Raw genomic sequence first — 23,287 nt, forward strand, 5'->3', positions numbered from 1 at the left:
CGGGTCCGTCCCCCGGCCCCGGCCCCACCGCGAGGTCCGCCCCGAACAGAGGGCGCACCCGTGCCCGCTCGCAGGCCCGGGCGAACCGGACCGCGCCGGCCAGGGTGTCGCGGTCGGTCAGCGCGAGGGCGTCCAGGCCGCGCTCGGCGGCGCGCTCCGCCAGCCGCTCCGGGTGCGAGGCCCCGTACCGCAGGGAGAACCCGGAGGCGGTATGCAGATGCGTGAACCCTGGCACCTGCACCTCCTGAACCGATTCGTACGCTGACCCACCCCCTCGCTCTCCACCATAAACCAAGTTTCGAACACTCGTACGATACCCGCTGCCCGCCTCATCTCCCCCGGTCGCACCCCTCCCCTTCCGCCGTTCGGCCGCGCCCCGACTGCGCGCGCGAGGGGCAGCCCGGAGCGTGGGGGCATGACTTTCGCCGACGAGGTCCGGAACGCCGTCACTCCCCGAGCCGCCCTGCTCGTCATCGGGGTGCTGGCGCTCCAGCTGCTGTTCATCGCGTCCTACATCGGGGCGCTGCACCACCCGAAGCCGACGGACGTCCCCTTCGGTGTGGTCGCGCCCCAGCAGGCGTCCGCCCGGCTCGTCGACCGGCTGGACGGCCTCCCCGGCGGCCCGCTCGACCCGCGTACGGTCTCCGACGAGGCCACCGCCCGCCGGCAGATCCTCGACCGCGAGATCGACGGCGCCCTGATCGTGGACCCCCGGGGCACGAGGGACACCGTGCTGGTCGCCTCCGGCGGGGGCACCGTCCTGGCCACCTCCCTCACGAAGATCGTCAAGGAAGCCGAGGCGACCCAGCGGCGCACCGTGCGCGCCGTCGACGTGGCCCCGGCCTCCCGCCAGGACTTCGACGGGCTGTCCGCGTTCTACCTGGCGGTGGGCTGGTGCGTCGGCGGCTACCTGTGCGCCTCGATCCTGGCGATCAGCGCGGGCACCCGCCCCGCCAACCGGCAGCGCGCGCTGATCCGCACCGGGGTGATGGCGCTGTACTCGATCGCGGGCGGCATCGGCGGCGCGCTCATCATCGGCCCGGTCCTGGGCGCCCTGCCCGGCAGCCTCTGGGGGCTGTCGGGCCTGGGCGCGCTGACCGTCTTCGCGGTGGGCATGATCACCCTCGCCCTGGAGGGGCTCACCGGCATCGTCGGCATCGGCCTGGCCGTCCTGATCGTGGTCATCGCGGGCAACCCGAGCGCGGGCGGCGCCTTCCCGCTCCCGATGCTCCCGGACTTCTGGCGCGCGATCGGCCCCGCCCTGCCCCCGGGCGCCTCGACCTGGACGGCCCGCTCGATCGCGTACTTCCACGGCAACGCCGTGACCGGCCCCCTGCTGGTGCTGTCCGCGTGGGCGGTGGCGGGCACGGCGGGGACCCTGCTGACGGCGATGCGCGGAAGGGAGCAGGACGCTCAGGGGCACAGGCGCTGGAGCACTCCCAGGCGCTGAAGTTCCACGATGTGCTCGGCGGCCCGCTGCGGCGCGTCGCCGCCCCTGACCAGGACCCCTGCCTCGATGTTGCGCCGCGCCGCCGACTCCGTGAGATTCGCGCTCCCCACGAAGAGGACGCGCCGGTCGGCGACGGCCAGCTTCGCGTGCTGACGGCCGAAGGAGTCGGTGGCCCGGTCCCGTACCCAGTGCCACAGGCACAGCCCGGGTATGGAGGCGAAGGCCCCGGCCGGCTCGCGGCCCGAGAGAAGCCCCCTCGCACCGGCCAGGGTCTCCACCACCACATGGGTGCGCACCCCGCGTGCCGTGGCCTCCTCCAGGGCCCGTGTCAGCACCGGGTACGGACGGGCCGCGTACGTCATGGCCAGCAACTCCTCCCGGGCCTCGGCGATGACTTCCGCCAGGACCCGGGCGGTCGCCCGTACGGGCACACCGGGAGAGGAGGGGCCGCTCCACACCGCCCGGACCTGGACCGCGTCACGTGCCCGCAGCTGCGCCGCCACGTACCCCCGCAGGTAGGCCGCGGCCTCGGCGCGGGGCAGCGCGTCCTCCTCCATCGCCCGGTACACCCCCGCGACGGCTTCCCGGACCCGTGGCGACGCGAATTCGGCCAGAGCCCGCCCCTTGCCGTGCCCCCGCGCCAGCAGGCCGGCCAGGTCCTTGGTACGGGACGGACCGAGGGCCACGGCCACCGCCTCGGCCGCGGTCTCGAAGCCGCGCCGGCTCATGGCAGGAGGTCCGCCGGTGTCAGCACCAGGTCCTCGTCCCCGGTGAGCGGGACGAGGAAGCGGCGGTCGAGGAAGCGGTTGCCGCGCTCGCAGGTGGTCTCGGAGACGAACAGGCAGATGTGGCAGGCGGCTCCGTGCAGGAAGTCGGCCGGGGCGTGCGGCAGCCGTTCCGAGCAGAGCGGGTCGGCCGAGCAGTGGGAGGCGTCGGCCAGGGCGCGGCGCACGATCCGGTCGAGGCCCCGTTCCTCCGCCAGCGAGACCAGTCCGCCGAGCGTGCCTTCGGAGTCCGGCACCGCGGTGTAGACGAGGATGCCCGCCCGCGTGTTCTGTTCGTCGCCGGCGTAGATGCGTTCACCGAGGGAGGCCGAGTTGTACCCGCACTCGAGCGCGATCGTACGAATCAGCAGGTGCGAGAGGGTGTGCAGAGCGAGGTACCGGGCTCCGGCCCATCCGTACAGCGGATCGAAGTCCCCTGTCTTCCGGTCCGACTTGCGGTTGTTGCGGAACCTCCCGAATGCCTCCTGGTGCGCCACCATCTGCGGTGACTTCTCCACGCGCGCCACCCACTCGGCCATAAGGTCTTCCCGCACACGCAGGAAGACTCCTTCGCCGCGCACCTCACTGGCAGGCACCCAGTTCTGTGCCGCCCTGGAGAGCTCGACCTGCTTCGCGAGCTCCGGCGACTCGGGGTCGGGGGCGTCAAGCCGGGTGAAGCCGATGAGAGCACGGGCTTCCCGAAGCCGCTCGACCTGACGGACGTCGGAGAAAAGGCCGCCCAGCGACGACGGCACCGCGACCGCACGCAGGGCGAAGTCGTCGCTCGGCTGCGGTACGGGCCCCGAGAGGGCGTCCCACTCGGGGCCCAGCAGATCGGCCTGTACATCGGGGGCCGCGGGCGCGGCCCCGTCGGCGCCCGCCTTCCGGGCTGCGACCGCGGCGATCAGGGTGTCGGCGTCGAACTCACGAAGGTACTGGAACGCCGGGATGGCGGAGAGGAACGCGTAGTTCTCCCTGGACTCGATACCCTGCAGCTCGGGCCAGTGGTCGTCGAGCAGCTTCTCGATGTCACCCCCCTGCCCCTTGGGCAGGGCCAGCGCGCTGAGGGTCAGCGGGAACCACTGGTTGGACGCGCCCGCGACCATCAGCACGGCGTCCTGGACGCAGCCGTTGGCCTCGTACGTGCCCAGGTGCGGGTGCCGGCCGCGACACGCCGGCAGATTGCGGCGGCCCCGTTCGCCCATCGCGTCACGGATGTTGCGCTTGGTACCGCAGGCGACGCATTCGAGGGTGACGTTGGCCGCCTGGTTGCCGCCGTGATCCTTCATCCGCAGTTTGGGCCGGGACGTCTTCGGACAGCCCTGCCCATGGTGCACGAAGGCCGTGTACGGGAATTCGTCCAGATGCCCGTCCGTGCACACCAGAGTGAAACGGGCCGCGACCGCGAGGGGTTTGCCCTTCCTGCAGTCGTGGACGAACTTCGCCTCGTGCGGTGTACGCGGGTTGGCGTTGACGAACGCGAACTCGCCGGAATCGACGGCGGCGAGGACATCGCACGCGGTGCAGCGCAGCCACTGGGGGAACGGCGTGACCGGTACCCCCACCCCCTGCGCGGCCCAGCCCTTCGGATCCCCGTCCCCGCCCTCGAGCCAGGGTGCGGACCTCAGTTGCTCGATCTGCCGCCGCCCGTAGCGCTGGAGCGAGCGGTTGACGGCGGCCCGCAGCCGGGGCTCGTCGATGTCGTAGTCGGTGACGCCCTGGTAGCTCCAGGAATCGGTCCCCTTGATGAGGACCGAGAAGTTCGGCAGGTCGACGAGGGAGCCGATCCCGGCGGTGTACATGAGGTGACTCGGCCGGACGGCGCCGACCCTGCGGTTCGCGTGGCCGCTCATCGCGGTCCCCTTCCTGTGGTGCCGGTGGTGGGCCCGTACTCGTCACTGTCCACGGCGGCCGCCGCGTCGGGGACGGCGTCCCCGGCCGGCCCGCCGAAGTTCCAGTCGGGTCCGGTACCGGTGGACTCCTCCAGGAACGCGCCCTGACCCGGGAGCAGAAGATTGATCTCGTTCTCCGTCTCCCGCATGGACATGCCGACCGTGAGCTCGGTCCACCTGGTGCCGTCGGCGCGCCGGAGGAGGCCGCTGACGACGGTGTCCTTCCGCTTCTCCCTGCGGTATCCGAGTGCCGCGCTGCTCTCGTCGCGCTTGCGACGCCACTCGTCCTTCAGCCGGTCCAGGCGCTCGGCGAGGTAGGCACGGGCCCGCTCGTCCTCCCCGACGCGCTCCGCCCGTTCCAGGAAGCGGCGTTCGACCTCGGCGGCGAGCGGACCGTCCAGGTCGATGCCGTGGGCGTCGAGGTTGCGCGAGGTGTCGTACGCCGCGTGGCGCAGAGCGGCGATGTAGGCGGCGGCCACACCCCGGTCGAGCGCCCGGCGGGTGAACGGGGTGACGGAGAGGGCCTCGACCTGCCGGTAGAACGTGGCGTGGTAGTGCTCGAAGTCCTCGTAATGGGCGAGGTCCCGCGGCCGTGACCAGTTGTAGAGGGTGACGACGAGACCGGGGCGCCTGGCGTCACGGCCGACGCGGGAGGACGCCTGGATGTACTCGGCCGTGTTCTTGGGCTGGCCCACGACCAGCATCAGTCCGAACCGGGAGACGTCGACGCCGACCTGAAGCATGGAGGTGGCGAGGGCGACGTCCACGGCCTGCCGGGCGAGCGGGGTCATCGACGCGCGGGGCTCACGCTTCTCCTTGAGAGCCGCGGCGTATTCGCGCCGGAACGCCTCCCGTCGGACGGAGGTGTCGCGTTCGGGGTCGAAGGCGGTCTCCAGGCGCTTGAGCGCGTTGCCGATGTCGGCGGAGGAGATGCGCGAGGTGAGCTCCTGGATGCCGAGCATCCCCGTTCTGCTGCCGATGCGGTCGGCGAGGGTGTCGCGGCCCTTGCGGCTTCCGTTCGACCGCACCTTGGTGGTGATGTCGTCGTCCAGGTAACGCCGCATGCCGGCGAGTTCACGGGTGGCGTTGAAGTAGCCGACCAAGGTCATGTACGGGTCGGCGGGCGAGCCGTAGTCGTCGAAGAGCTGCTGTCCGGCGAGCAGCAGGATCTCGGCCACCCGGATTTCGGCTGCCTTGAGGCGGGTCCCGTGTGCGCAGACGCCGAGGTAGCGCCTGCCGGGGTTCTCCCGGCTGAGTTCGGCCTGGCGCGAGAAGAAAGTGTCCCCGGCGTCGAGCACCTGCGGCGGGAAGACGGCGACCTTGCGGGCGAAGACGCCCCGCACCTGGTCCGCCGCCCGCTTGGTGGTCGCCGTCGACGCGACGATCTTGGGTCCGGCCTCCTGGCGGCGTCCCCGCGCGTCGGTGAAGCTCCAGCTGCACAACTGGTCGATGGCGGATTCAAACAGGCCGACCGTGGTGCCCAGCGCACCGGAGATCAGGTGCAGCTCGTCCTGGATGATCAGGTCCGGCGGCCGCAGCCGGGTGACGGGCTGTGCGGTGACCGCCGGCAGACCGCCCTTGGCGTGGTGGCGGCTCCCGCAGCCGGTTCTGGCGTCCAGGTCGTCGTGCCGGTACCCATGGCGTGGGCACACTTCCGTGACCCGGCCGAACAGCAGGCCCGCGTAGCCGTTCCAGGGAAGCTGGGCGAACTTGTCGACGGTGGCGATCAGCAGCGCCGGCGCGAGCCGGTAGATCTCCTCGTCGACGGTGAGTACGGGAATCCCCTCGCCCGGGGCGTCCCGCCGTGAGAACGGACACCGGTCCGTCCCCTCCCCCCGGGGGCAGTACAGCAGCACGCGACGCCTGGCCTCGTCGTACTCCATGTGGGACCGGGCGGTGAGCCCGCTGCCGCACCAGGGGCAGGTGAGCATCTGCAGGACCCGGGCGTGCTTGTCGCTGGCGTTCTCGCGGGCACCCGCGATCTGCTCCTTGGCCTCGTCGAACCAGTTCGGCGAGACGGAGGTCCCCACCCACAGGCCGATCCTGAAAGGCGTCGTACCCCAGCGCGGGTCCTGGGCGAGCTCCTCGCGACGCAGCACCTCGCACGCGGCCACGAGCGCCGCGGCCCGCTGGAACTGCTGGGCGGTCAGGAGTCGCAGGGTGTAGCGCATGAGGACGCCCACGCCCGCCTCGCCGCTGCGCGCCTCCGCACCGGAGCCGAGGGTGCCCTGCAGACGTCGCAGCGCGAAGGTGTACGCGGCGAGCCCCAGGTACGCCTCGGTCTTGCCGCCGCCGGTGGGGAAGAAGAGCAGGTCCACGAGGGCCTCGCGGCCCGTCCCCCGGTGCGGGTGCCCCGGCCGGCTGAGCGAGGCGAGGTTGAGCAGCACGAAGGCGAGCTGGAAGGGCCGCCACCCGGCGCCCTCCTTGCCCCTGCCGTACACCTCCTCGTGGGCCTCGCGGTACGAGGCGGGGTCGTCGTCGCGACCGGTCCGGGCCGCGGCGATCGCGGTGTTGCGGCGCTGGAGCGCCATGGACCGGTTGGCGAAGCGGAACGCGGTGAGCGCGGTGTCGTCCGCGGCGAGCAGGTCGATCCCGAGGGTGATGCGGTCGCAGATCTCCAGGGCCTGCCCGATGGCGTCGAGCGCCGATTCCCGCAGGTCGTCCGGGAGCGAGTGGGCCTTGGCCCGTTGCTGTTCGAGCCACGTGGCGTAGCCGTCGGCGAGGGGGGCGAGGGCGGCGGTCAGTTCATTGCGGCGTGCCGGGACCGCGAGTGCCGCGAGCTCGTCCATGCCGAGCTCCAGCCCTTGGAGCAGGTCCTGCTGTCCGACGGTGGGCGCGGTGGTGGCGGGGACGTCGTAGGCGGGCAGCCAGGTGGTGGTGAGGCGGTGTGCGTTGCGTTCGCCCTCCCGCACCTGGGCGTGCACGGCCACATTGCGGCCCTTGGCGTGGCTGAGGCTGTCGCGGTGGAGGAGGCGCAGCCGGCGCTCCTCGGGGTCTTCGGACCCGTTGGCCCGGCCGGCCCGGGTGAGCGGGTCGTCGACAGGGAAGAACACCGCCGCCCGGTCGTCCGGAAAGGCGGTCACTTCGAGGGACGTCTGGAAGAGCCAGTGGGCGTCGCGGGCTTCCCGGCTGTCCTCCTGCCCGTTCACCAGGGCGAGTTCGACGACGCGCAGGTCCTCGCCGTCGCGGTCCCCTCCGTGGTGCCGCACCTGCACGTCGAGGACCACGGCACCGTCACCGAGGGGAACGCTCCGGCCACCCGCGGCGGTGACGTCGATGTCTGCCGGGTGCTCCACGGGTTCCCGGGACCACACCTTGCGGGTGGTCCCCAGCTCCGTGGGCTCCTCGGACTGGGTGTAGCGGCCCCAGCGTGCGGTGACGCTGAGTGTGCCGACGGAGGCGGGGACGGTGAAGGCCATGCCCATGGAGGAGGCCCACATACGGCCCCCTGCCTGCGGGGACAACCGGTCGGGGAGCCCGTTGTCGTCCCCTTCGCTCTCCTCCCCCGACTCTCCGTCCGCGCTCTGTGCGGCGGCCAGCGCGATGCCTTCGGCCGTCGTGACGTCCGGCCGCGGGCCGAGCATGCCGACGAGGTAACGGTCGCGGGGGCCGGAGGAGAAAGGGAGCAGCGTCTCCGTCTCCCCGTCCCACGGCCCGAGCAGGTCGCGCCGGATGTAGTCGACGAGCCCGTCCCGCACCCCGTACGAGTCGCCGGCCAGGAAGTCCTGCGGCACGTCGTCCAGCGGATGCGGAACAGGGGCCGGGGCGTTCTGGGCCGGCATGCGGGATCCTCTCGGACGGAACCGGTGGGCACGAGATCGGCCAACCATACAACAAGGCGGCACATGTGAACGGTTGACTGAGTTCACAGCCACCAGAGGGTACCGTCGTACAACTGCCGTCAGGAAGTCCCTAGGCTGTTTCCCGACCGCCGGCCACCGACCGACATGAGGACGCCCATGCCTCGACTCGCCCTCTCCGACGACTTCGTCGCGGACCTCGTCTCCCTGCAACGTCCGGTGCAGAAGGAGGTCAAGGACGCGATTCAGATGTTCCGCGGCATGACCGTCCCCCAGCTCCACGCGAGCAAGGGGTTGCACCTGGAGAAACTGGAGCAGGCGCGCGACCGTCGGATCCGCACGATCCGCATCACGAAGTCCTACCGCGGCGTGCTCCTCGCACCCGACGACGGCAGCGAGTTGTTCACCCTGCTGAAGGTGGCCCCGCACGACGAGGCGATCAACTGGGCCTGTCGACGTGCCTACTCCGTCAACGGCGCGACCGGCGGCCTCGAAGTACGCAACGTCGTGGCCCTGGAGCAGATGGAGACGTACTTCGGGACCAAGGCGGAGACGGCACCCGCCCGGCTCTTCGAACAGCAGTCGGACACCGTGCTGCGAGACCTCGGCATCGATGACCAGGTCCTGCGGCTGGCCAGAGTCTGCGTCACGGTCGAGGACCTGTCGGTGATGGCTCCGCCGATGATGCCGGCGGACCAGTACGAGGTGCTGGAGTTCCTGGCCGCCGGCTACTCGCCCGAGGACGTCTGGGAGCAGCTGATCTCCCCCCGGGGCCAGACGGTCCGCACCGCCGGCGACAGGCCCGCCGTGACGCTCAGCGAGGCCATCCTCAACACTTCCGACCGCATCGTGGAAGTGACCGGCCCCGGGGAACTCGAACGCATCCTCACCGAGGACCTGACACGCTGGCGCATCTTCCTCCACCCCGCACAGCGCCGCTTCGCACTCCATCCGGGCTTCAACGGAGCCGCCCAGGTGACCGGTGGGCCGGGCACCGGCAAGACGGTGGTCGCACTGCACCGCGTACGCCACCTTCTGCGCACCGGCCGTGACGAGGACCGGATCCTGCTGACCACCTTCACCAACGCCATGGCCGCCAACCTGAGGGACAGCCTGACGCTCCTGCTCGGTGAGGCCGACGCCCACCTGCTCAAGCGGGTCGATGTGACCACGGTGGACTCACTGGCGGCCCGGGTCCTCCGTGAGGCGCGCGGCTCCGCCGCCCCACGACCGCTCTCCGCGGCCGCCGAGCGGAGCGCCTGGGCCAGAGCGTCGGCACGGGAGGACCTCCCGTGGACCGAGCAGTTCCTGTCCCAGGAGTTCCGCAACGTCGTACTCGCCCAGGGGCTCCGCACTCCCGAGGACTACCTCCGCTGCGTGCGCAGGGGGCGCGGTACGCAGGTGGGGAGAGTGCAGCGGGCCAGGCTGTGGCGGGTGATGACCCGCTTCGCCGAGGACGTGTCCTCGCGTCACTCGGCGACGTACACACAGCTCAGCGACCAGGCGGCGACCGTCCTGGCCGAGAGCGGACCTCGCTACCGGCATGTCGTGGTGGACGAGGCCCAGGACCTCCACCCGGCCCAGTGGCGCGTGCTGCGTGCCTGCGTGGCTCCCCAGCCTGACGACATGTTCCTCGTGGGCGATCCCCACCAGCGCATCTACGACGCCCGCGTCTCCTTGCGCTCGCTGAACATCCATGTGCGGGGCCGGACCTCACGGTTGCGTCTGAACTACCGCAGCACGGAGGAGATCCTCCGCTGGTCCGCCGCGCTCCTCGACGGCCGGCCGGTGGGCCGCCTCGGCGAGGACGACGACGCCGAGGGCGGACCCGACTCGCTCCGGGGCTACCGCTCCCAGCTGCACGGCCGGACCCCGGCCGCGAACGGGTACGGAAGCCAGGACGAGGAGATCACCGCGCTGGTGAACCGGATCCGGGACTGGACCGACCGGGACGGGGTGAAGCCCTCGGAGGTCGCGGTGTGCGCCCGTTTCAACACCCTGGTCGACGCCGTCATCGCCCGTCTGCGCCGGGAGGGCGTCCCCGCCGTCGCCGTGAAGGACGACCCGGGCCCGGGCACGCCGGGGGTACGGGTCGCCACGATGCACGCCATGAAGGGCCTGGAATTCCGCTGCGTGGCAGTGGTCGGTGTGACGGCCAAGGTGCTCCCGTTCACCCAGCAGGTGACTCCGGCCGAGGTGGACCCGGTCCAGCACCAGTCCGACCTGCTGGCCGAGCACTGCCTCCTGTTCGTCGCGTGCACCCGCGCACGGGACGCGCTGGCCGTGTCCTGGAACGGGGTGCGCAGCCGGATGCTGGACCCCGTGGCGGACTGAGCCCCCCGATCGCCGGGCTCTCGGAGCGGGTCCAGCGGTTCCCCCTCTCCGTCTTCGCCGAGCAAGGCGAAACGATCTGCGAGGCGTTGGACTGGTTCATCCACACGGTGGCGCTGGACCTGGCGCGCAGGGCCTGATCACACCGTCCCCGGCCGGTCACCACGAAGCCGCCCGATGCCCTGGGGCACGTCACCCCCTGGCCCGCCCCAGGGCCACCTCGACGCCCTCCCCCTCCCAGCCGTCCCGGGTGCGCCACAGGACGTGGACGCCGAAGACGTCGCGGACGGCGGCGGCCGACCAGTCCTCGGCCGGCGGGCAGGCCAGGACGAGGCAGAGGGCGCCGGCGGGTTCGGGCAGGGTGTGGTTGATCTCCATGAGGCGGACCGCGCCCGCCCGGAGGTCGGCGTAGGCCGCGAGGCCGGCGCCGAGCACCTCGTACAGCACGTGCCCGTCCTCCGTCCTGCAGGCCACGTCCACGACCTGGGAGCCGGGCTCGGGCTGGCGGTCGGCCCGCAGGAGGGCGCCCATCAGTTCGAAGCGCACCGCTTCATGGGTCCTGCACGCGCGGTCGGCCAGAACGGCGTCTGTCAGGACCTGGTGGAGTCCGTTGCCCACAGCCGGCTCCGAGGGGGCGAGGGTGGCGGAGGGGGAGGTCATGGGGTCGGTTTCCTTCGGGTCGGACGGCACGGGGGTCTCGGTCGCACGGGACCGATCGGGCGGCTCGGGGGCGGCAGGGGGCGCGATCGGCTCGGCAGGTCCGGGGCCCGGGGCTTCCTCGCCCGTCGGCGGACCGGCGGCCGCGATACGACGCTCGATGTCCTGCCTCGCTGCCGTCAGGGCCCCGGCCCAGCCACTGGCTTCCAGTTCCGCGCGGAACCGGTCCAAGTCCGGCACCCCGGAAGGAGTGGTCCGGTTGGCCCCGGCCGCCAGGTCGCGCAGCCGGTTCAGCCCGGCCCGGTCCGGCGAACCGAGCACACGCCAGACGTCCAGCCAGTCGTGCTGGTCCAGCCGCAGACAGCGGTTGGCCATGCCCTTGAGTTCCGAGAGGCAGGCCCGGAAGTCGTCCGGTACGGTGCCGGCGGCCAGTTCCTCGACGACGCCGAGGGCGCGCGCGTACCGCCGGGCCATCGCCGCCGAGATGGGCCGGCGCCCTCGTTCGTCGACGGTGACGAAGCTGACGTTCGATGCGTGGCGCAACACCCAGGCGTCCAGTTCGGCGCCCTTCGCCGGGGGTGCGGAGCCGTGGCGCACGGCCATCAGCAGCGGACGGCCCGTGGCGGGTTGGACGGCCTCGACCTTGTAGTTCCCTCCAGCGGTGTGGCCGATCACCCGGACCCGGATGTCGGAACCGATCTCCGGGAGGTCCTCGGCTCCCTCGGCTCCCGGGGCGGTACCGGGGAGCGGCAGCGGCTCGGGGGCGTTCGTCAGGGCCTCGGGGAGCGGAGCCGTGTGCAGGACGGTCAGACTCTGAGTGCTGCGGGTGAGCGCGACATAGAGCTGCCGAAGCCCCGCCGGGCCGCGCGAGGCGATGGTGGCGGGCTCGACGACGAGCACGTGGTCGTACTCCATGCCCTTGGCCTGGCCCGCGGCCAGGACGGTCACCGCCTCGCGTTCGCGTTCCGTGAGGTCTTCGGACGCGTCCAGGTTGCGCCCGATCTCGTCGAGCCAGCCGGAGTCGTCGGGGACGATGACCGCCACGGAGCGCAGCGTACGTCCGTCGTCCCCGCCGACGAGGCGGACGGCCTGGGTGACGGTGTCTCCCAGCAGCTTCCACGGCTCCGTCGCGAGGGTGCGCACCGCGTCGGGGCCCGCCTCCCGCACGGCTCGCGGGTAGGGCAGCGAGGGGGCGACCGCACGGGCGAGCGGGGCGACGAACTCCATGATCTCGGCGGGCACGCGATAGCTGGTGTTCAGCTCCGCGACGCGCCAGTCACCGTGATCCGAGAGCAGTGTGCCCAGACGGTCCCAGCCGGCGTACGCGTACGGCCCGGTGGCCTGTGCGAGGTCGCCGAGCACGGTCATCGAACCGCCGCGCGCGACGCGCCTGCGCAGGGCCCTGGCCTGCATGGGCGTCAGGTCCTGGGCCTCGTCGGCGACGATGTGCCCGTAGCGGCGGGGTGTCTCGCCCGTGACGAGGTACCGGAGTTCCTCCAGGCAGACCCGGTCGTCCAGGGTCCAGGGGTCGTCCTCGGCCCGTTCGGCGCGCGGGCGGTGGAGCGCGGCCTGCTCCTCCTCGTCCAGAATGCCTTCGGCGCAGACGCGCAGGAGGTCGGGCGAGTCGTACAGGGTGCGCAGTGACTCCCGGGCACCGGGCGAGGGCCAGATCCGGTCGAGGAGCCGTTCCACCCGGCGGTTGCGTTCGAGGCTGCGGCGAATCGTGCCGTCGGCGCCGCGGCGCGGGGCCAACGTGGTCAGTTCCCGCAGGAGCCGGTCGACGAGAAGGCTGCGGAAGCGTTCGCGGCGTTCGCGGTAGGCGCCGTCGCCACCGCGCGCCTCGTCGAGCAGGGCGCCGACCTCCGAGCGCGGGACCCGCAAGGTCGTACTGCCGGCCCGGACGGTGAAGGAGGGTTCGGCGTCCTCGAAGGAGGGCGGGTCGAGCTGGCTGTCCAGGGCGTCGGGGCGGCACTCGTGCTCGACGCGGCGCCGCAGTACGGCCGCCATGCGCTCGTCGGACTTCACCAGCCTCGCCCGGGGCGTGTCGGTCCCGAGGACATCGCCGTCCCACAGCCGGGAGAGCTGTACGGCGTTGACGTCGCGCGTCCCGAGCGTGGGCAGGACCTGGCCGACGTAGTCGAGGAAGCGCTGGTGCGGACCGATGACCAGGATGTCCTGGGCCCTGAAGTGGTTGTTGTTGACGAGCCAGGTGACCCGGTGCAGACCGACCGCCGATTTACCCGTTCCGGGTCCTCCCTGTACGACGAGGACGTCGGAAGGGGACCCGGTGACCAGGTCCATCTGGTCACGGCGGATGGTCTCCACGATGTCGCGCATCCGCCCCGTGCGCGAGCGCTGGAGCTCGCGCAACAGGAAGTCGTCGGGGGCCTGGGGACCGCCTCGCTGCGTCCGGGCGATGTCGGCGGGCGCGGGCCGGGGCGTACGTTCCACCCGCCGGGCAGCACCGGGCCGGTCGCCCGCGGCTCCGTCCTCCGCGGTTCCGTCGTCCACGGCCGGGCGTGGGCCCGGGACCCCGTCGAGCACGGGAACGGGGCCTTCGGAGACGGGAGTCGTCACCGTGGCGGCTTCGTGCGAGGTGCTCCCCGGCACGGCGATGTCGTCGGCGTAGTCCTCGACGATGCGTTGCACACAGCGCAGTTGGCGCCGCAGCACGACCTCGCCGGGGGCGTCCGCCTCCGCCTCGAACCACTTCTTGGCCAGTGGGCTCGTCCACAGCACGACGACGGTGTCACGGGTGGCGACATCGGAGACGGGACGCCGCCCGACGTACCAGGGGCGGGATTCGCCGCCCGGCTCCTCCGGGGCGTCGACCCGGGCCACGACCAGCGACTCCTGGCCCAGACCTCCGTACGCCGCGGCCCGTTCCTCGGCGTCGCGCCGGTTGGCGATGCCGTCCTTGCCGCTGGCGGAGGCCGTGGCGGCCGACGTCCCGGTCATCTCCGCGAGCCGCGCGGTGTAGCAGTCGTACGCGTGGTCCACGGCCTTCTGTTCACCAGCGATGACCTGGTCGCGTGTGACGGTGTCCATGTGCTGTTCCTCCCTGGCCGCGGCCCGCTGAAGCGCCGCTGCGGGTGTGTGCGCCCGCGCCCACGTCACGACCGAAGGAGGCAGCCCCTGACCGCGAGTCAGGGACGCACTGTTTCCAGTCACTTGCGGTTGCACGAGAACACACCGAGCTAGCGGCCAGCATGACACGCATTGACAGAGTTCACAAGCAACTCCGAGCCAATGCGACGACTTGACGAGCGGCCGGATCCCACCCATCCGGAACGACCTGAACCCCGGAGGCCGGACAGACCTGACGGGCCCCCGTCCGAAAATCGGTGAAACACAGGCAGCCGCACACCTAGGCATGGCAGGTGCATGCCGTCATCCTGAGGCGAACTCGCACGACCCGCGGGTTCGAGCCCTATCCCCCCACGGAGGTTGCTCATGCGTCGTCCCGTCGCCACCCTGCTCGCCACCCTCGGACTGTCGCTCCCGCTCGCCCTGCTGCCCGCCGCCTCCGCCTCGGCGGCCCCCGCGGACAAGCCCCAGGTCCTCAGCTCCTGGACCCAGACGAGCGCCTCCAGCTACAACGCCTGGAACGCCGCCCGCAACAACAAGGGCGCGTGGTCCTCGTACAACTTCGACTGGTCGACGGACTACTGCAGCACCTCACCCGACAACCCCTTCGGCTTCCCGTTCCAGACGGCCTGCGCCCGCCACGACTTCGGCTACCGCAACTACAAGGCCGCCGGCACGTTCTCCGCCAACAAGGCCCGCCTCGACAACGCCCTCTACGCGGACCTCAAGCGCGTGTGCGCCGCCTACTCCGGCGCCAAGCTGACCTCGTGCAACGCCACGGCCTGGACGTACTACCACGCGGTGGACATCTTCGGCGTCGCGCCGGCCGGGGCGGCCGCGGGCAGAGGCTGATCAGCGGCGGCCCTCCGGGCCGGGCCCGTACCCCCGGGTCCCGCCGACCCCTCAGTGGCCGCCGCTGGGGCGGTCGCAGGAGGGATGGTCGGGATATCCGCCGAAGGCGCTCACCTCGGTGGCCGCGCGGCCCATCGTGCCCTTCACGCACAACAGCGGGGAAACGCCCGCGCGGATGAGGAAGCCGACCACGGTCCCGCCACTCTGATGGAGCTCCACCGCCCCGGGGCCGTAGCCGAGACCCATGAGCGCCTCACGGGTGTGCGCCGGCGAGAAGTCGCCCCGCTCGCGCAGCGGTTCCAGCGCCTTCTCGATACGGCCGACGGCCGCGAGCCCGTCGCAACGGTCCTGGCCGTGCAGCGGGAACGGCACCTGGAATCCGTGGTTCTCGGCGTAGTGGTCGGTGGGCGCCCCGGCCGGGACCGGGGCCGACGCGGGGGACGACACCTCCGGCGCGGGGTCCTCACCGGGACACCGGAAGTCCACGGGCGCGCTGGGCTTGGCCGTCCCGACGGGCGGGGGTCCCCCGCCGGCCTCGTCCGCCCGCTCGCTCCCGCATCCGGCCACGAGCACTGCGACCGCCACCGCCGTCAGCGGTCCGACCCCGCTTCTCGTCCTCTTCATGCGCCGATCCTGCCGCACACCCGCCCGGGTCCGCACCCGCCCTCGTACTCATCGGCACCTCGGGGCCGGGTGCACCGGGCAGGCGCTCCGGCCTGGCGTCCGTGCCCTCGATCCGGAGCACCTGCGTCAGCAGAAGCAGCCCGCCCCGGAAGTCCCGGCCGGGGACGCGCCCGTGGGCGACCGCGGGGGCGGCGAGCTCACCCGTGACGGGCCTGGGCCGGCGGCCGCCTCCCATGGACTCGTGGAGTCGGGTCCATCAGGGGAGTCCCACTCAGGCTGCCGACGCTCAGAAGAGGGCGTCCTCGCCGGCCTCACCGAAACCCGAGCCGCCCCGCGCAGCGAGCTGCTCGTTGCGCTTGCGGATGACGTCGGCGGACGGCTTCGGCATGTCCGGGTGCTTGGCGGGCTTCTTGTGCAGACCGAGGTGGACCTCGTCGGCGTACGCCTGGTGGTTCAGCTGGCGCAGGCGGTCGATGATCTCGGTCCGGGCGAGGAGGCCGATGGTGTGGCGGGTGCCCTGGTCCGTCTCGTGGAAGCCGTGGTCGAGCGGGAACGTCTCGTGGGTCGGGTCGGCGTGCGGGGTCTGCCCGGAGTCGTCCAGGAGATCGAACCAGCCGTATGCCTCGACGGTGGCCCGGTCGATCTCCTCGTGGATGCGGCGGAGTTCGACGATGTCCTCGTCCTGGCAGTCGGGGTTGTGGACGAGGTTGTAGGTGGCGGTCAGACCCGCGCCGCGGGTGAGCATGAGGGCGCTGCGGTGGGTGTCCAGGCGTCGGCCTGCCTCCCGCAAGCGGGGAGTGGCCCCTGGACGCACAAGGGTTTCGAACACGTCGCTGGGCGTATAGCGAATACGTGTCTCCAGCGTTGACGCGCGATCAATCGTCCACCAATGGTGGGGGGCACTGCTGAGAACGGCGAGTTCAGCGAAGTCGCTCGTAGCAATGACCGCCAGGGCGTCTGAGAAAATTCGCCCCGTGGGCATCCTCACCGGCATGAGGGTGTGCGTATGCCTCGTAAAGACGATGCACATCTCCATGGTGGAGATTTTCGCATAGAGACCGGGCGCGCGTTCGGCGAACTGCCACCACCGCTCACGCCGGGCGGCCCGATTGTTCCGATCCCGCTCAGGCTTCACTTCTCTCAGCACCTGAGCATAGGCGGCCGGATACTCTTTCGCCTCCTCCTCACTCAACGCCTGGAAGGAGATGATCCAACGATCGCCACAGTGATCAGGTTCAGTATTGACCTCCTTCCCGTTCACATAAGGAAAAAGAACCTCCGAGTACCGCGAGTCGGCCGCGATCAAGGAGAGCGCGGCGTCTTCCGCCAGAGTGAAGCCGAGGCTGTCCGCTTTGCTCCCGTTGAAGGAGGTACCTGAATTTCGCTTCAACCTCTCCACCCACGAGGCCATTCGGGTCGAAGCATTGAGCGAGGAAGAAATGCCGTGAGGGACGACGGAATCCTCCAGCACGACAGCGGATGCATCACCAAGGGGGCGCCTGCTTCCCCACATCGCGCAGTATTCCAGCGCCGCCGAATGAGAGGGCCAGCGCCGGCTCTTCACCGCTCGCCGGATCACCATCCCGAGCTCACCCAACTGGTCCAGTCCTACTTCACGGGTATCACCCTGCGCCAGAGTGTTGGTGGCGATCAACCCGATCTGCCCATGACCGTTCAGCAGCCGGTTGGCGTTCAAGGCGAAGTAAGCCACCAGGTCCGCGTTCCCCCGCTTGCCCCGGCCAGGGTACGCAACCAGGTATTCACGATAAGCATCGCCGAGGGAGCCTGTGATCTTGCTTCCCCCCAGAAACGGCGGGTTCCCTACCACCGCGTCGAAGCCGCCCCCCATCGAGAACACCTCCGGGAACACCAACGGCCAGTGCACCGGCCGCCGCTCCAGTCCCCCCGCCGGAAGCTCCGCCCCCAGCCACTCCTCGGCCAGTGCCCGCGCCTCGCGCTCCACGTCCGCGTGGTCCTCGGCCCCGTCCTCGAAGAGCTTCTGGACCATCCACGCCGCCTGCGGGAACAGGTCCTTCACGCGTTCCCCGCCGTCTGCCGCGTACCACTCCACCCGGCCCGACGCGCACGTCGCGAGCGCCGCGCCCGCGATGAGGTCGCCCACCAGCCGCAGCTTCCGCGAGTGGCGGTTGACCTCCGCCAGGCGCTCGCGCTTGCGCTGGAGCGCCGGCAGGTCCACACCCTTGATCGCGGTGATCGCCAGGCGCTCCCTCGTCAACTCGTCGATGAGTGCGGCCGCTTCGTGCACCAGCACGTCCGACTGCCGCTTGGGCCGCATGTGCACCGACTGGAGCTGCTCCATCGTGTGCACCCCCAGCAGCGAGTCCCCCGCCACCAGACGGTCGTCCAGGAACGTGAAGGGGCGGGTCGGGTCCATCGACACCAGCCACAGCGACAGCTTGGCCATCTCCACGGCCATCGGGTTGATGTCCACCCCGTACAGGCAGTGCTCGATGATCTGGCGGCGGGACTCCACCACCACCTTCTCCTGCTCCGCGTCCGCCGCCGTCACCGCGTCGACCGCCCGGCCCGCCCGGTACGCCATGGCGTCCGCACGGCCCTCGCTCTCCCACGCCTCGATCAGGCGGTCGCCCAGGTAGCGGCAGGCGGCCACCAGGAACGCCGCCGAGCCCATGGCGATGTCCGCGACCTTCAGAGCGAGGATCTGCTCGGGCGACTTCAGCCGCCACTCCCCGGCGTCCGCCGTCTGCAGCGGCCCCGGCTCGTACACCAGGGGTTCCAGCGCGTGGCGGACGACGTCCTCCGCCAGGAAGCGGGGGGTGTAGTGGGTGCCGGTGTTCTTGCGGAGGGAGGACTCCGTGACGTACAGCGAGCCGTTGGGGATGACCATCGGGAGGCCGCGCAGATCGCGGCGGAGGATGCCGGCGAACGGGAAGAGGCGCTCGCTCAGGGCCACGTCCTTGGTCACGGCGTTCAGCTGCCGTCGCGTCTCCACCTCGTCCGCGGGCGGGGCCAGCAGCTTCTCCAGCTTCGCGGCGCTCGCCGGCGGCTTCGGGTCCTTCCACTTCTCGTGGATCGCTTTGGCCAGGGCCTTGACCGAGCCGCCCGACTTCACCGCCAGCGACTCCAGCTCGCGGAGAGGGACTTCGTGTTCCAGGCCTTCCGGGCCGATCAACCCCACCATGTCCTCGACCGCGCGCTCGCCACCGTACGAGAGCAGGCCCTCGTACACGTAGCCGATCTGCTCGACGTCCAGGGCGCGGAAGCTCAGCGTGCGGACCTCGGCGTTCTTGCCGGTGCCCACGCGGACCTCCTGCACGGACCGGAGCATGTGCAGGACGGTGCGGTCGTCGACGGGCAGGAGCGGAGTGGTCTGCTCCAGCCAGGCGTAGGCGTCGGGGGCGAAGATCGATCCGTCGTACGCGGGGAGCTTCAGCTCGGGGTGGTCGACTCCACCGTGCACGGCGTGGAAGAGAGCGATCAGACGGTGCCAGGCGGAGGTGGTGTGTTCGAGGGAGCTCTCGCCCTCCGCGTCTGCGCGGGCCTTGAGTTCCGTACGCAGGAAGCGGGCGGAGTAGGACGTCGCGTAGACCTCGTTGTCGGCGGGGAGAAGGCCCCGTTCCTCCGCGTACAGGAGGAAGACGATGCGCATCATGACGGCGACCGCGCCCCGGTAGATCTCACCGGCGGGCACTCCGGAGGCGTGCAGGCCGGGGGCGCCCGCGTCCATCGCGCGCACGTCCGCACGCCCTATGGCGTCGACGAGGAGTTCGACCGCCTGGCGGACCTGCACGCCGAGCGCCTCGGTGACGTCCTCGCCCGCGGCGAGACTGGCTTTGAGCAGGCCGACGAGGGTCTCGGACTCCTCGTACTCGAAGAAGCGGCGCCGGCGCAGGAGCGAGACGAAGGCGCGGACGACGTTGCGTTCGGCGGCCTCGTTCCAGCCGATGGTGTCGAAGACGGCCGTCGTCGTGACGCCGCCGATGGGGGCCCAGAGCAGGCACCACCAGCGGCCGTCGGTGATGAGGCCGAGCGGGACGTCGTGGTGGCGCAGGAGCCGGGCGAGGCGGTCGGCGGGGGCCGCCGCCCAGTCGGCACCGGCCGCCGCGCGGGAGGTGGGGACGGTGCCGGCGGGGACCGTCATACCCAGAAGCCGTACGCGCTTCGCGGCCGAGGCGGCGTCGGGTTCGGCGAGGAGGTCCCCGTCCGGCTCCACGAGGGCGAAGTCGGGACGCAGGACGGCGCCGTGTTCAGGTACGTGGAGGGTCAGGCGGTCCAGCGCCGGATCCTCGTCCTCCCCCTGGCGGAGTACCAGCGCGTCGCCCCAGCCGAGGAGGGAGCGCAGGACGTACGCGACCCACTCGCCGCGTCCGGCCGTCGTGTCGCTCTGCCAGTCCGCGTGGCGGGCGCGCAGCCGGGCGCGCTCGTCCTTCTCCAGGGTGTCGAGCTGGGGCCATGCCCGCCTCAGGACCGGCATGGTGAGGAAGGGACCCGAGACCTCGGTGAGGTCCAGCCACTCCTGGTGCTGGCGGCGGCCGTCGAGCGCGGTCGCCCTGGCTGCGGCGAGACCGCGGGACGTGGGACGGGGGCTCATCGGCGGGCTTCCTTTGCGGGGATCACGAAGACGACGGCTACGGGGAAGAGGTGGGGCCGTGGGTCGCGGTAGCGGGCGGTGATCGCGGCGAGCTCGCGTTCGCGTTCGGCGGGGAGGCCGTCGAGGCGCTGCTGCCAACGGGCTCGGTCGTCCTCGTACTGACGGCGTTCGGCGGCGGTCACGTCGTGCCGGCCGAAGAGCGCGTACTGCTCGCCGGTGCCCTCGCCCTCTTCCTCGAGCTTGGCACGCAGGGTCGCCTCGAAGCGGCCGAGGGTCGCCATGATGCGGTCCTCCTCCTGCCTGCGCCGGTCCGCGAGCGCCTTGACCAGGCTGTCTCCGCGTTCGCGGGCGCGGGCTTCGAGCGAGGTGTTCAGGGGGGCGGCCAGCTTCTCCCAGGCGGCGGCGAGTTCCCGGCGCAGGTGCGGGGCCGCCTCGGTGCCCTCGGTGAGGGCCCTGGCGAGGGCGTCGCCCTGGGTGCGTACGGATTCCCAGCGGCGGAAGCGGCCGGTGTCGCCGAACCAGCCGCCGGCGTGGATGACCTCTTCGTGGAGCCGGGTGCCGTCGTTGCCGACGAGGACGTAGCGGGCGTACGCGGAGACGAGAGTGGTGGTGATCGCCGGGTCGTCGCTCACGACGGCGGTGACGCGGTGGAGGCCGACGGAGTCCGCGTTCCAGACGGCGGCCGTCAGGAGGCGGGTCGAGAGGGCGACCAGCGGGTGCTTGAGGTGGGTGAGGACGACGTCGTCGCGGCCACGGGCTGCGACGGCCGCGTCGAAGGTGATGGGCCGCTGCTCGCCCTCGCGGAGCTTGTGGGCCAGGCCGCGGCTCGCCCGTTCCCAGGTGCCGGAGAGCGGCGGTACCTCGTACAGGTCGCCCGGCTCGAAGTCCTCGGCGAGGGCGCGGTCGGGGGCCAGGGGCGGCTGGTGGTCGAGGGCCAGAGCGGTGTCGACGACGCGCTTGATGTTGGCGGGGGTGAGCCCGAGCGTGGCGACCGTCTCGTCGTACTGGTCGGCGAGGCGCTTGGACTGGGCGGTGACGTTCTGTTCGGGGGCGACCTCGCCACCGGTGCGGCGTCCCTGGATGGTGCGGGGCTTGGCGTTCTCGATGTCGACGGGCATCGTGTCGCCGGTCATGCGGCGCTGCACGGCCTCGGCGATCACGGCGTTGACCGAGCCGAGGTCCTGCTCCATGCGCGCGACCTTCTTGGCGACGCGCGAGAGGAACTCCAGGTCGGCCTCGTACGAGCCGGCCTGCGCCTGTTGCCAGCCGGAGCCGATGAAGTGGGAGATCTCCGGGTCCTCGCGCTGGCCCCAGCGGTCGATACGGCCGATGCGCTGTTCGAGCTTGTTGGGGTTGAAGGGAATGTCGTAGTTGATCAGGCGGTGGCAGTGGTTCTGGAGGTCGATTCCCTCACCGGCCGCATCGGTGGCGAGCAGGATGCGGACAGCACCCTCCTCGGTGGACGGGTCGGCCTGGAAGCCGAGGCGGACCCGTTCGCGTTCCTCGGTGGTGAGGCCGCCGTGCAGGACGGCGGCGCGGCCGCCGTCGGTGAGCTTCTCCTGACGGAGCAGGGTGAGGAGCCATTCCAGGGTGTCGCGGTATTCGGTGAAGACGACGATGCGCTCGTTGGTCCAGTGCCTGCCGTCGGAGGTGCGGCAGACCGCCTTGAGGGTGTCGAGGAGGACCGCGGCCTTGGAGTCGGCGTCGGCCTCGTGCGTGACGGCCCAGCGTTCCATGCGCCGGAGCAGGTCGAGTTCCTGGTGGTCCTCGGCGGGGGTCAGCGAGGTGGAACGGGTGAGGGCGGAGTCCTCGGCGTCGACGAGGCCCAGGTCGTCCAGGTCGGCGACGAGGTCCTGGAAGTCGTCGAGCCAGTCGGGGACTTCGGCGGCCGCGCTGCGGGCACGGGTGCCGGTGTCCTCCAGGTGGGCGAGGTAGACGCGCACGGTGTGGAGGAAGGCGGCCGGGGAGGAGAAGAGGCGCTTCTTCAGCAGCAGGGTCACCAGGTCCGCGGCTCGGCGGCCTCCCCTGGCACTGGGGACGAGCTTCTTGCGGCGCAGGTCGGCGAAGGAGCCGAGCAGGCCGTGAATCTCGCGTTCGGCATCGGTGTAGTCGACGGGAAGCTGCTCGGTCCTGCGGGTACGGAAGCGCGGGGTGCCGTCGGCGTTGGTGACGGTGGCCTTGAGGCGGCGTACGACGGTGTCCTTCAGGGCGTCCTTGTCGGGGTCCATGCCGCGCGCGAAACGCTGGTCGTCGATGAGTTCGAGCAGCGCCGTGTAGGACTCGGGATATCCGTTGTGCGGGGTGGCGGAGAGGAACAGCCGGTGCTCGAAGTGCGGGACGAGACGCCGGATCAGCTTCGTCTGCTGGGAGTCGACCGCGTAGACCTGCTTGGGGGCGGACGGGGCGACGTGGTGGGCCTCGTCGAGCACCAGGAGGTCGAAGAAGCGCTTGTGATCGCCGTCGCCGCTCTCCTCGGGGGAGCCGATGACCTCGTCCAGGAGGCGCTGGGCCTTCGTGCCGCGCAGCCAGGGCAGGGACACGATGGTCAGCGGGTGCACGCGGAAGGGGTTGGCCGCGGTGCCGTGGGTACGGCGCAGACTCGCGCACTGCTCCGCGTTGACGATGGTGAAGTCGAGGCCGAACTTCTCCGCCATCTCGTCGCGCCACTTCAGGGTGAGCCCAGCCGGGCAGACGACCATGATGCGGCGGGCCCGGCCGCGCAGCAGCAGCTCCTGGGCGACGAGTCCGGCCTCGACGGTCTTGCCGAGGCCGACGTCGTCGGCGAGCAGGAGGTTGACGCGCGGCGCGCCGACCGCGCGGGACACCGGTTCCAGCTGGTAGGGCTCGACGGCGACGCCGGAGCGGAAAGGCGCCTGGAGGGTCCTGGCGTCGGCGGAGGCGACGGCGGACCAGCGCACGGCGTCGAGAAAGGCCGCGAGCCGGAACGGGGGGTCGTACTGTCCGTCGGAGGCGTCGGGGAGGGAGCCCGCGGGCAGCACCCGGCGGCCGGGCTCGACCTCCCAGATGACGGAGAGCGTGTCGCCGAAGCGGCCGTCCGCGACGGACTGGAGGTGCACGAGCGTGGCGGGCCTGGTGGTGCGCTCGTCCGGGGAGGGGGAGGGTTCGACGCGGGCGACCACCCAGGACTGGCCCCGTACCTCTACGAGGTTTCCCTCTTCGGGAATCTCCGGTGTCCCGGTTCGCCGGCTCTCGCGCTGCGTTGCTGACGTCATCGGCGCCGTTCTCCTCGTCGTCCC

General features: G+C 71.5%; 11 protein-coding genes and 1 pseudogene. 3 read left to right on the forward strand and 9 right to left on the reverse strand.

Annotated features, from left to right (window positions below; genetic code table 11):
- Positions 1 to 235, reverse strand: a 235-nt coding sequence (locus G3I41_RS15815; protein WP_343242141.1) for a PHP domain-containing protein, incomplete at its 3' end; no start/stop codon positions are given.
- A 180-nt stretch (positions 236 to 415) separates the two neighbouring features.
- Here G3I41_RS15815 and G3I41_RS15820 point away from each other — a divergent pair.
- Entirely contained in the window at positions 416 to 1,450 is a 1,035-nt protein-coding gene (locus G3I41_RS15820; protein ID WP_164400851.1) for a DUF3533 domain-containing protein, read from the forward strand.
- On the opposite strand, the gene drmC is transcribed toward G3I41_RS15820, so the two are convergent.
- Genes drmC through drmA form a run of 3 tightly spaced genes read right to left on the reverse strand, consistent with a single transcriptional unit; the run spans position 1,414 to position 7,888 of the window.
- Positions 1,414 to 2,178, reverse strand: a complete 765-nt coding sequence (gene drmC, locus G3I41_RS15825; protein WP_164400852.1) for a DISARM system phospholipase D-like protein DrmC — start codon at positions 2,176 to 2,178, stop codon at positions 1,414 to 1,416. The genes G3I41_RS15820 and drmC overlap by 37 nt on opposite strands.
- A complete protein-coding gene (locus G3I41_RS15830; protein WP_164400853.1) occupies positions 2,175 to 4,067 on the reverse strand; it encodes a DUF1998 domain-containing protein in 1,893 nt (630 codons plus the stop codon). The genes drmC and G3I41_RS15830 overlap by 4 nt, the downstream gene beginning before the upstream one ends.
- A complete protein-coding gene (drmA, locus tag G3I41_RS15835; protein ID WP_164400854.1) occupies positions 4,064 to 7,888 on the reverse strand; it encodes a DISARM system helicase DrmA in 3,825 nt (1,274 codons plus the stop codon). The genes G3I41_RS15830 and drmA overlap by 4 nt, the downstream gene beginning before the upstream one ends.
- A gap of 177 nt (positions 7,889 to 8,065) precedes the next feature.
- On the opposite strand from drmA, the gene G3I41_RS15840 reads away from it, so the two are divergent.
- Positions 8,066 to 10,240: a DEAD/DEAH box helicase gene (locus G3I41_RS15840; protein ID WP_164400855.1), complete on the forward strand. Its 2,175-nt coding sequence runs from the start codon at positions 8,066 to 8,068 to the stop codon at positions 10,238 to 10,240.
- A 189-nt stretch (positions 10,241 to 10,429) separates the two neighbouring features.
- Here G3I41_RS15840 and G3I41_RS15845 read toward each other — a convergent pair whose 3' ends face one another.
- Positions 10,430 to 13,942, reverse strand: a complete 3,513-nt coding sequence (locus tag G3I41_RS15845) for an AAA family ATPase (RefSeq protein ID WP_164400856.1) — start codon at positions 13,940 to 13,942, stop codon at positions 10,430 to 10,432.
- 405 nt (positions 13,943 to 14,347) lie between these two features.
- On the opposite strand from G3I41_RS15845, the gene G3I41_RS15850 reads away from it, so the two are divergent.
- The gene (locus G3I41_RS15850) at positions 14,348 to 14,833 is read left to right on the forward strand and encodes a phospholipase (protein WP_164400857.1); all 486 of its coding nucleotides are present in this window, start codon (positions 14,348 to 14,350) and stop codon (positions 14,831 to 14,833) included.
- Positions 14,834 to 14,884: 51 nt separating this feature from the next.
- Here the strand turns inward: G3I41_RS15850 and G3I41_RS15855 are convergent, their stop codons facing one another.
- The 4 genes and pseudogenes from G3I41_RS15855 to drmD form a co-directional block, all read right to left on the reverse strand.
- Positions 14,885 to 15,457, reverse strand: a complete 573-nt coding sequence (locus tag G3I41_RS15855; protein WP_203601144.1) for a hypothetical protein — start codon at positions 15,455 to 15,457, stop codon at positions 14,885 to 14,887.
- A 64-nt stretch (positions 15,458 to 15,521) separates the two neighbouring features.
- Positions 15,522 to 15,656 (reverse strand): annotated as a pseudogene (locus tag G3I41_RS36870) (ATP-binding protein); the annotation flags it as partial.
- A gap of 87 nt (positions 15,657 to 15,743) precedes the next feature.
- The gene (locus tag G3I41_RS15860; RefSeq protein WP_164400858.1) at positions 15,744 to 20,030 is read right to left on the reverse strand and encodes a type IIL restriction-modification enzyme MmeI; all 4,287 of its coding nucleotides are present in this window, start codon (positions 20,028 to 20,030) and stop codon (positions 15,744 to 15,746) included.
- Complete coding sequence (drmD, locus tag G3I41_RS15865) at positions 20,027 to 23,263, reverse strand: DISARM system SNF2-like helicase DrmD (protein WP_164400859.1); 3,237 nt, start codon at positions 23,261 to 23,263, stop codon at positions 20,027 to 20,029. Before drmD ends, G3I41_RS15860 begins: the two co-directional genes overlap by 4 nt.
- Positions 23,264 to 23,287: the final 24 nt, after the last annotated feature.

This window comes from Streptomyces sp. SID9727 (assembly GCF_010550605.1).
Classification (GTDB): Bacteria; Actinomycetota; Actinomycetes; order Streptomycetales; family Streptomycetaceae; genus Streptomyces.

Coding starts and splice junctions, on each gene's coding strand:
- G3I41_RS15820 (WP_164400851.1), top strand. CDS start 416: ATGACTTTCGCCGACGAGGTCCGGAACGCCGTCACTCCCCGAGCCGCC.
- G3I41_RS15845 (WP_164400856.1), bottom strand. CDS start 13,942: ATGGACACCGTCACACGCGACCAGGTCATCGCTGGTGAACAGAAGGCC.
- G3I41_RS15860 (WP_164400858.1), bottom strand. CDS start 20,030: ATGAGCCCCCGTCCCACGTCCCGCGGTCTCGCCGCAGCCAGGGCGACC.
- G3I41_RS15850 (WP_164400857.1), top strand. CDS start 14,348: ATGCGTCGTCCCGTCGCCACCCTGCTCGCCACCCTCGGACTGTCGCTC.
- G3I41_RS15840 (WP_164400855.1), top strand. CDS start 8,066: ATGCCTCGACTCGCCCTCTCCGACGACTTCGTCGCGGACCTCGTCTCC.
- drmC (WP_164400852.1), bottom strand. CDS start 2,178: ATGAGCCGGCGCGGCTTCGAGACCGCGGCCGAGGCGGTGGCCGTGGCC.
- G3I41_RS15830 (WP_164400853.1), bottom strand. CDS start 4,067: ATGAGCGGCCACGCGAACCGCAGGGTCGGCGCCGTCCGGCCGAGTCAC.
- drmA (WP_164400854.1), bottom strand. CDS start 7,888: ATGCCGGCCCAGAACGCCCCGGCCCCTGTTCCGCATCCGCTGGACGAC.
- G3I41_RS15855 (WP_203601144.1), bottom strand. CDS start 15,457: ATGAAGAGGACGAGAAGCGGGGTCGGACCGCTGACGGCGGTGGCGGTC.
- drmD (WP_164400859.1), bottom strand. CDS start 23,263: ATGACGTCAGCAACGCAGCGCGAGAGCCGGCGAACCGGGACACCGGAG.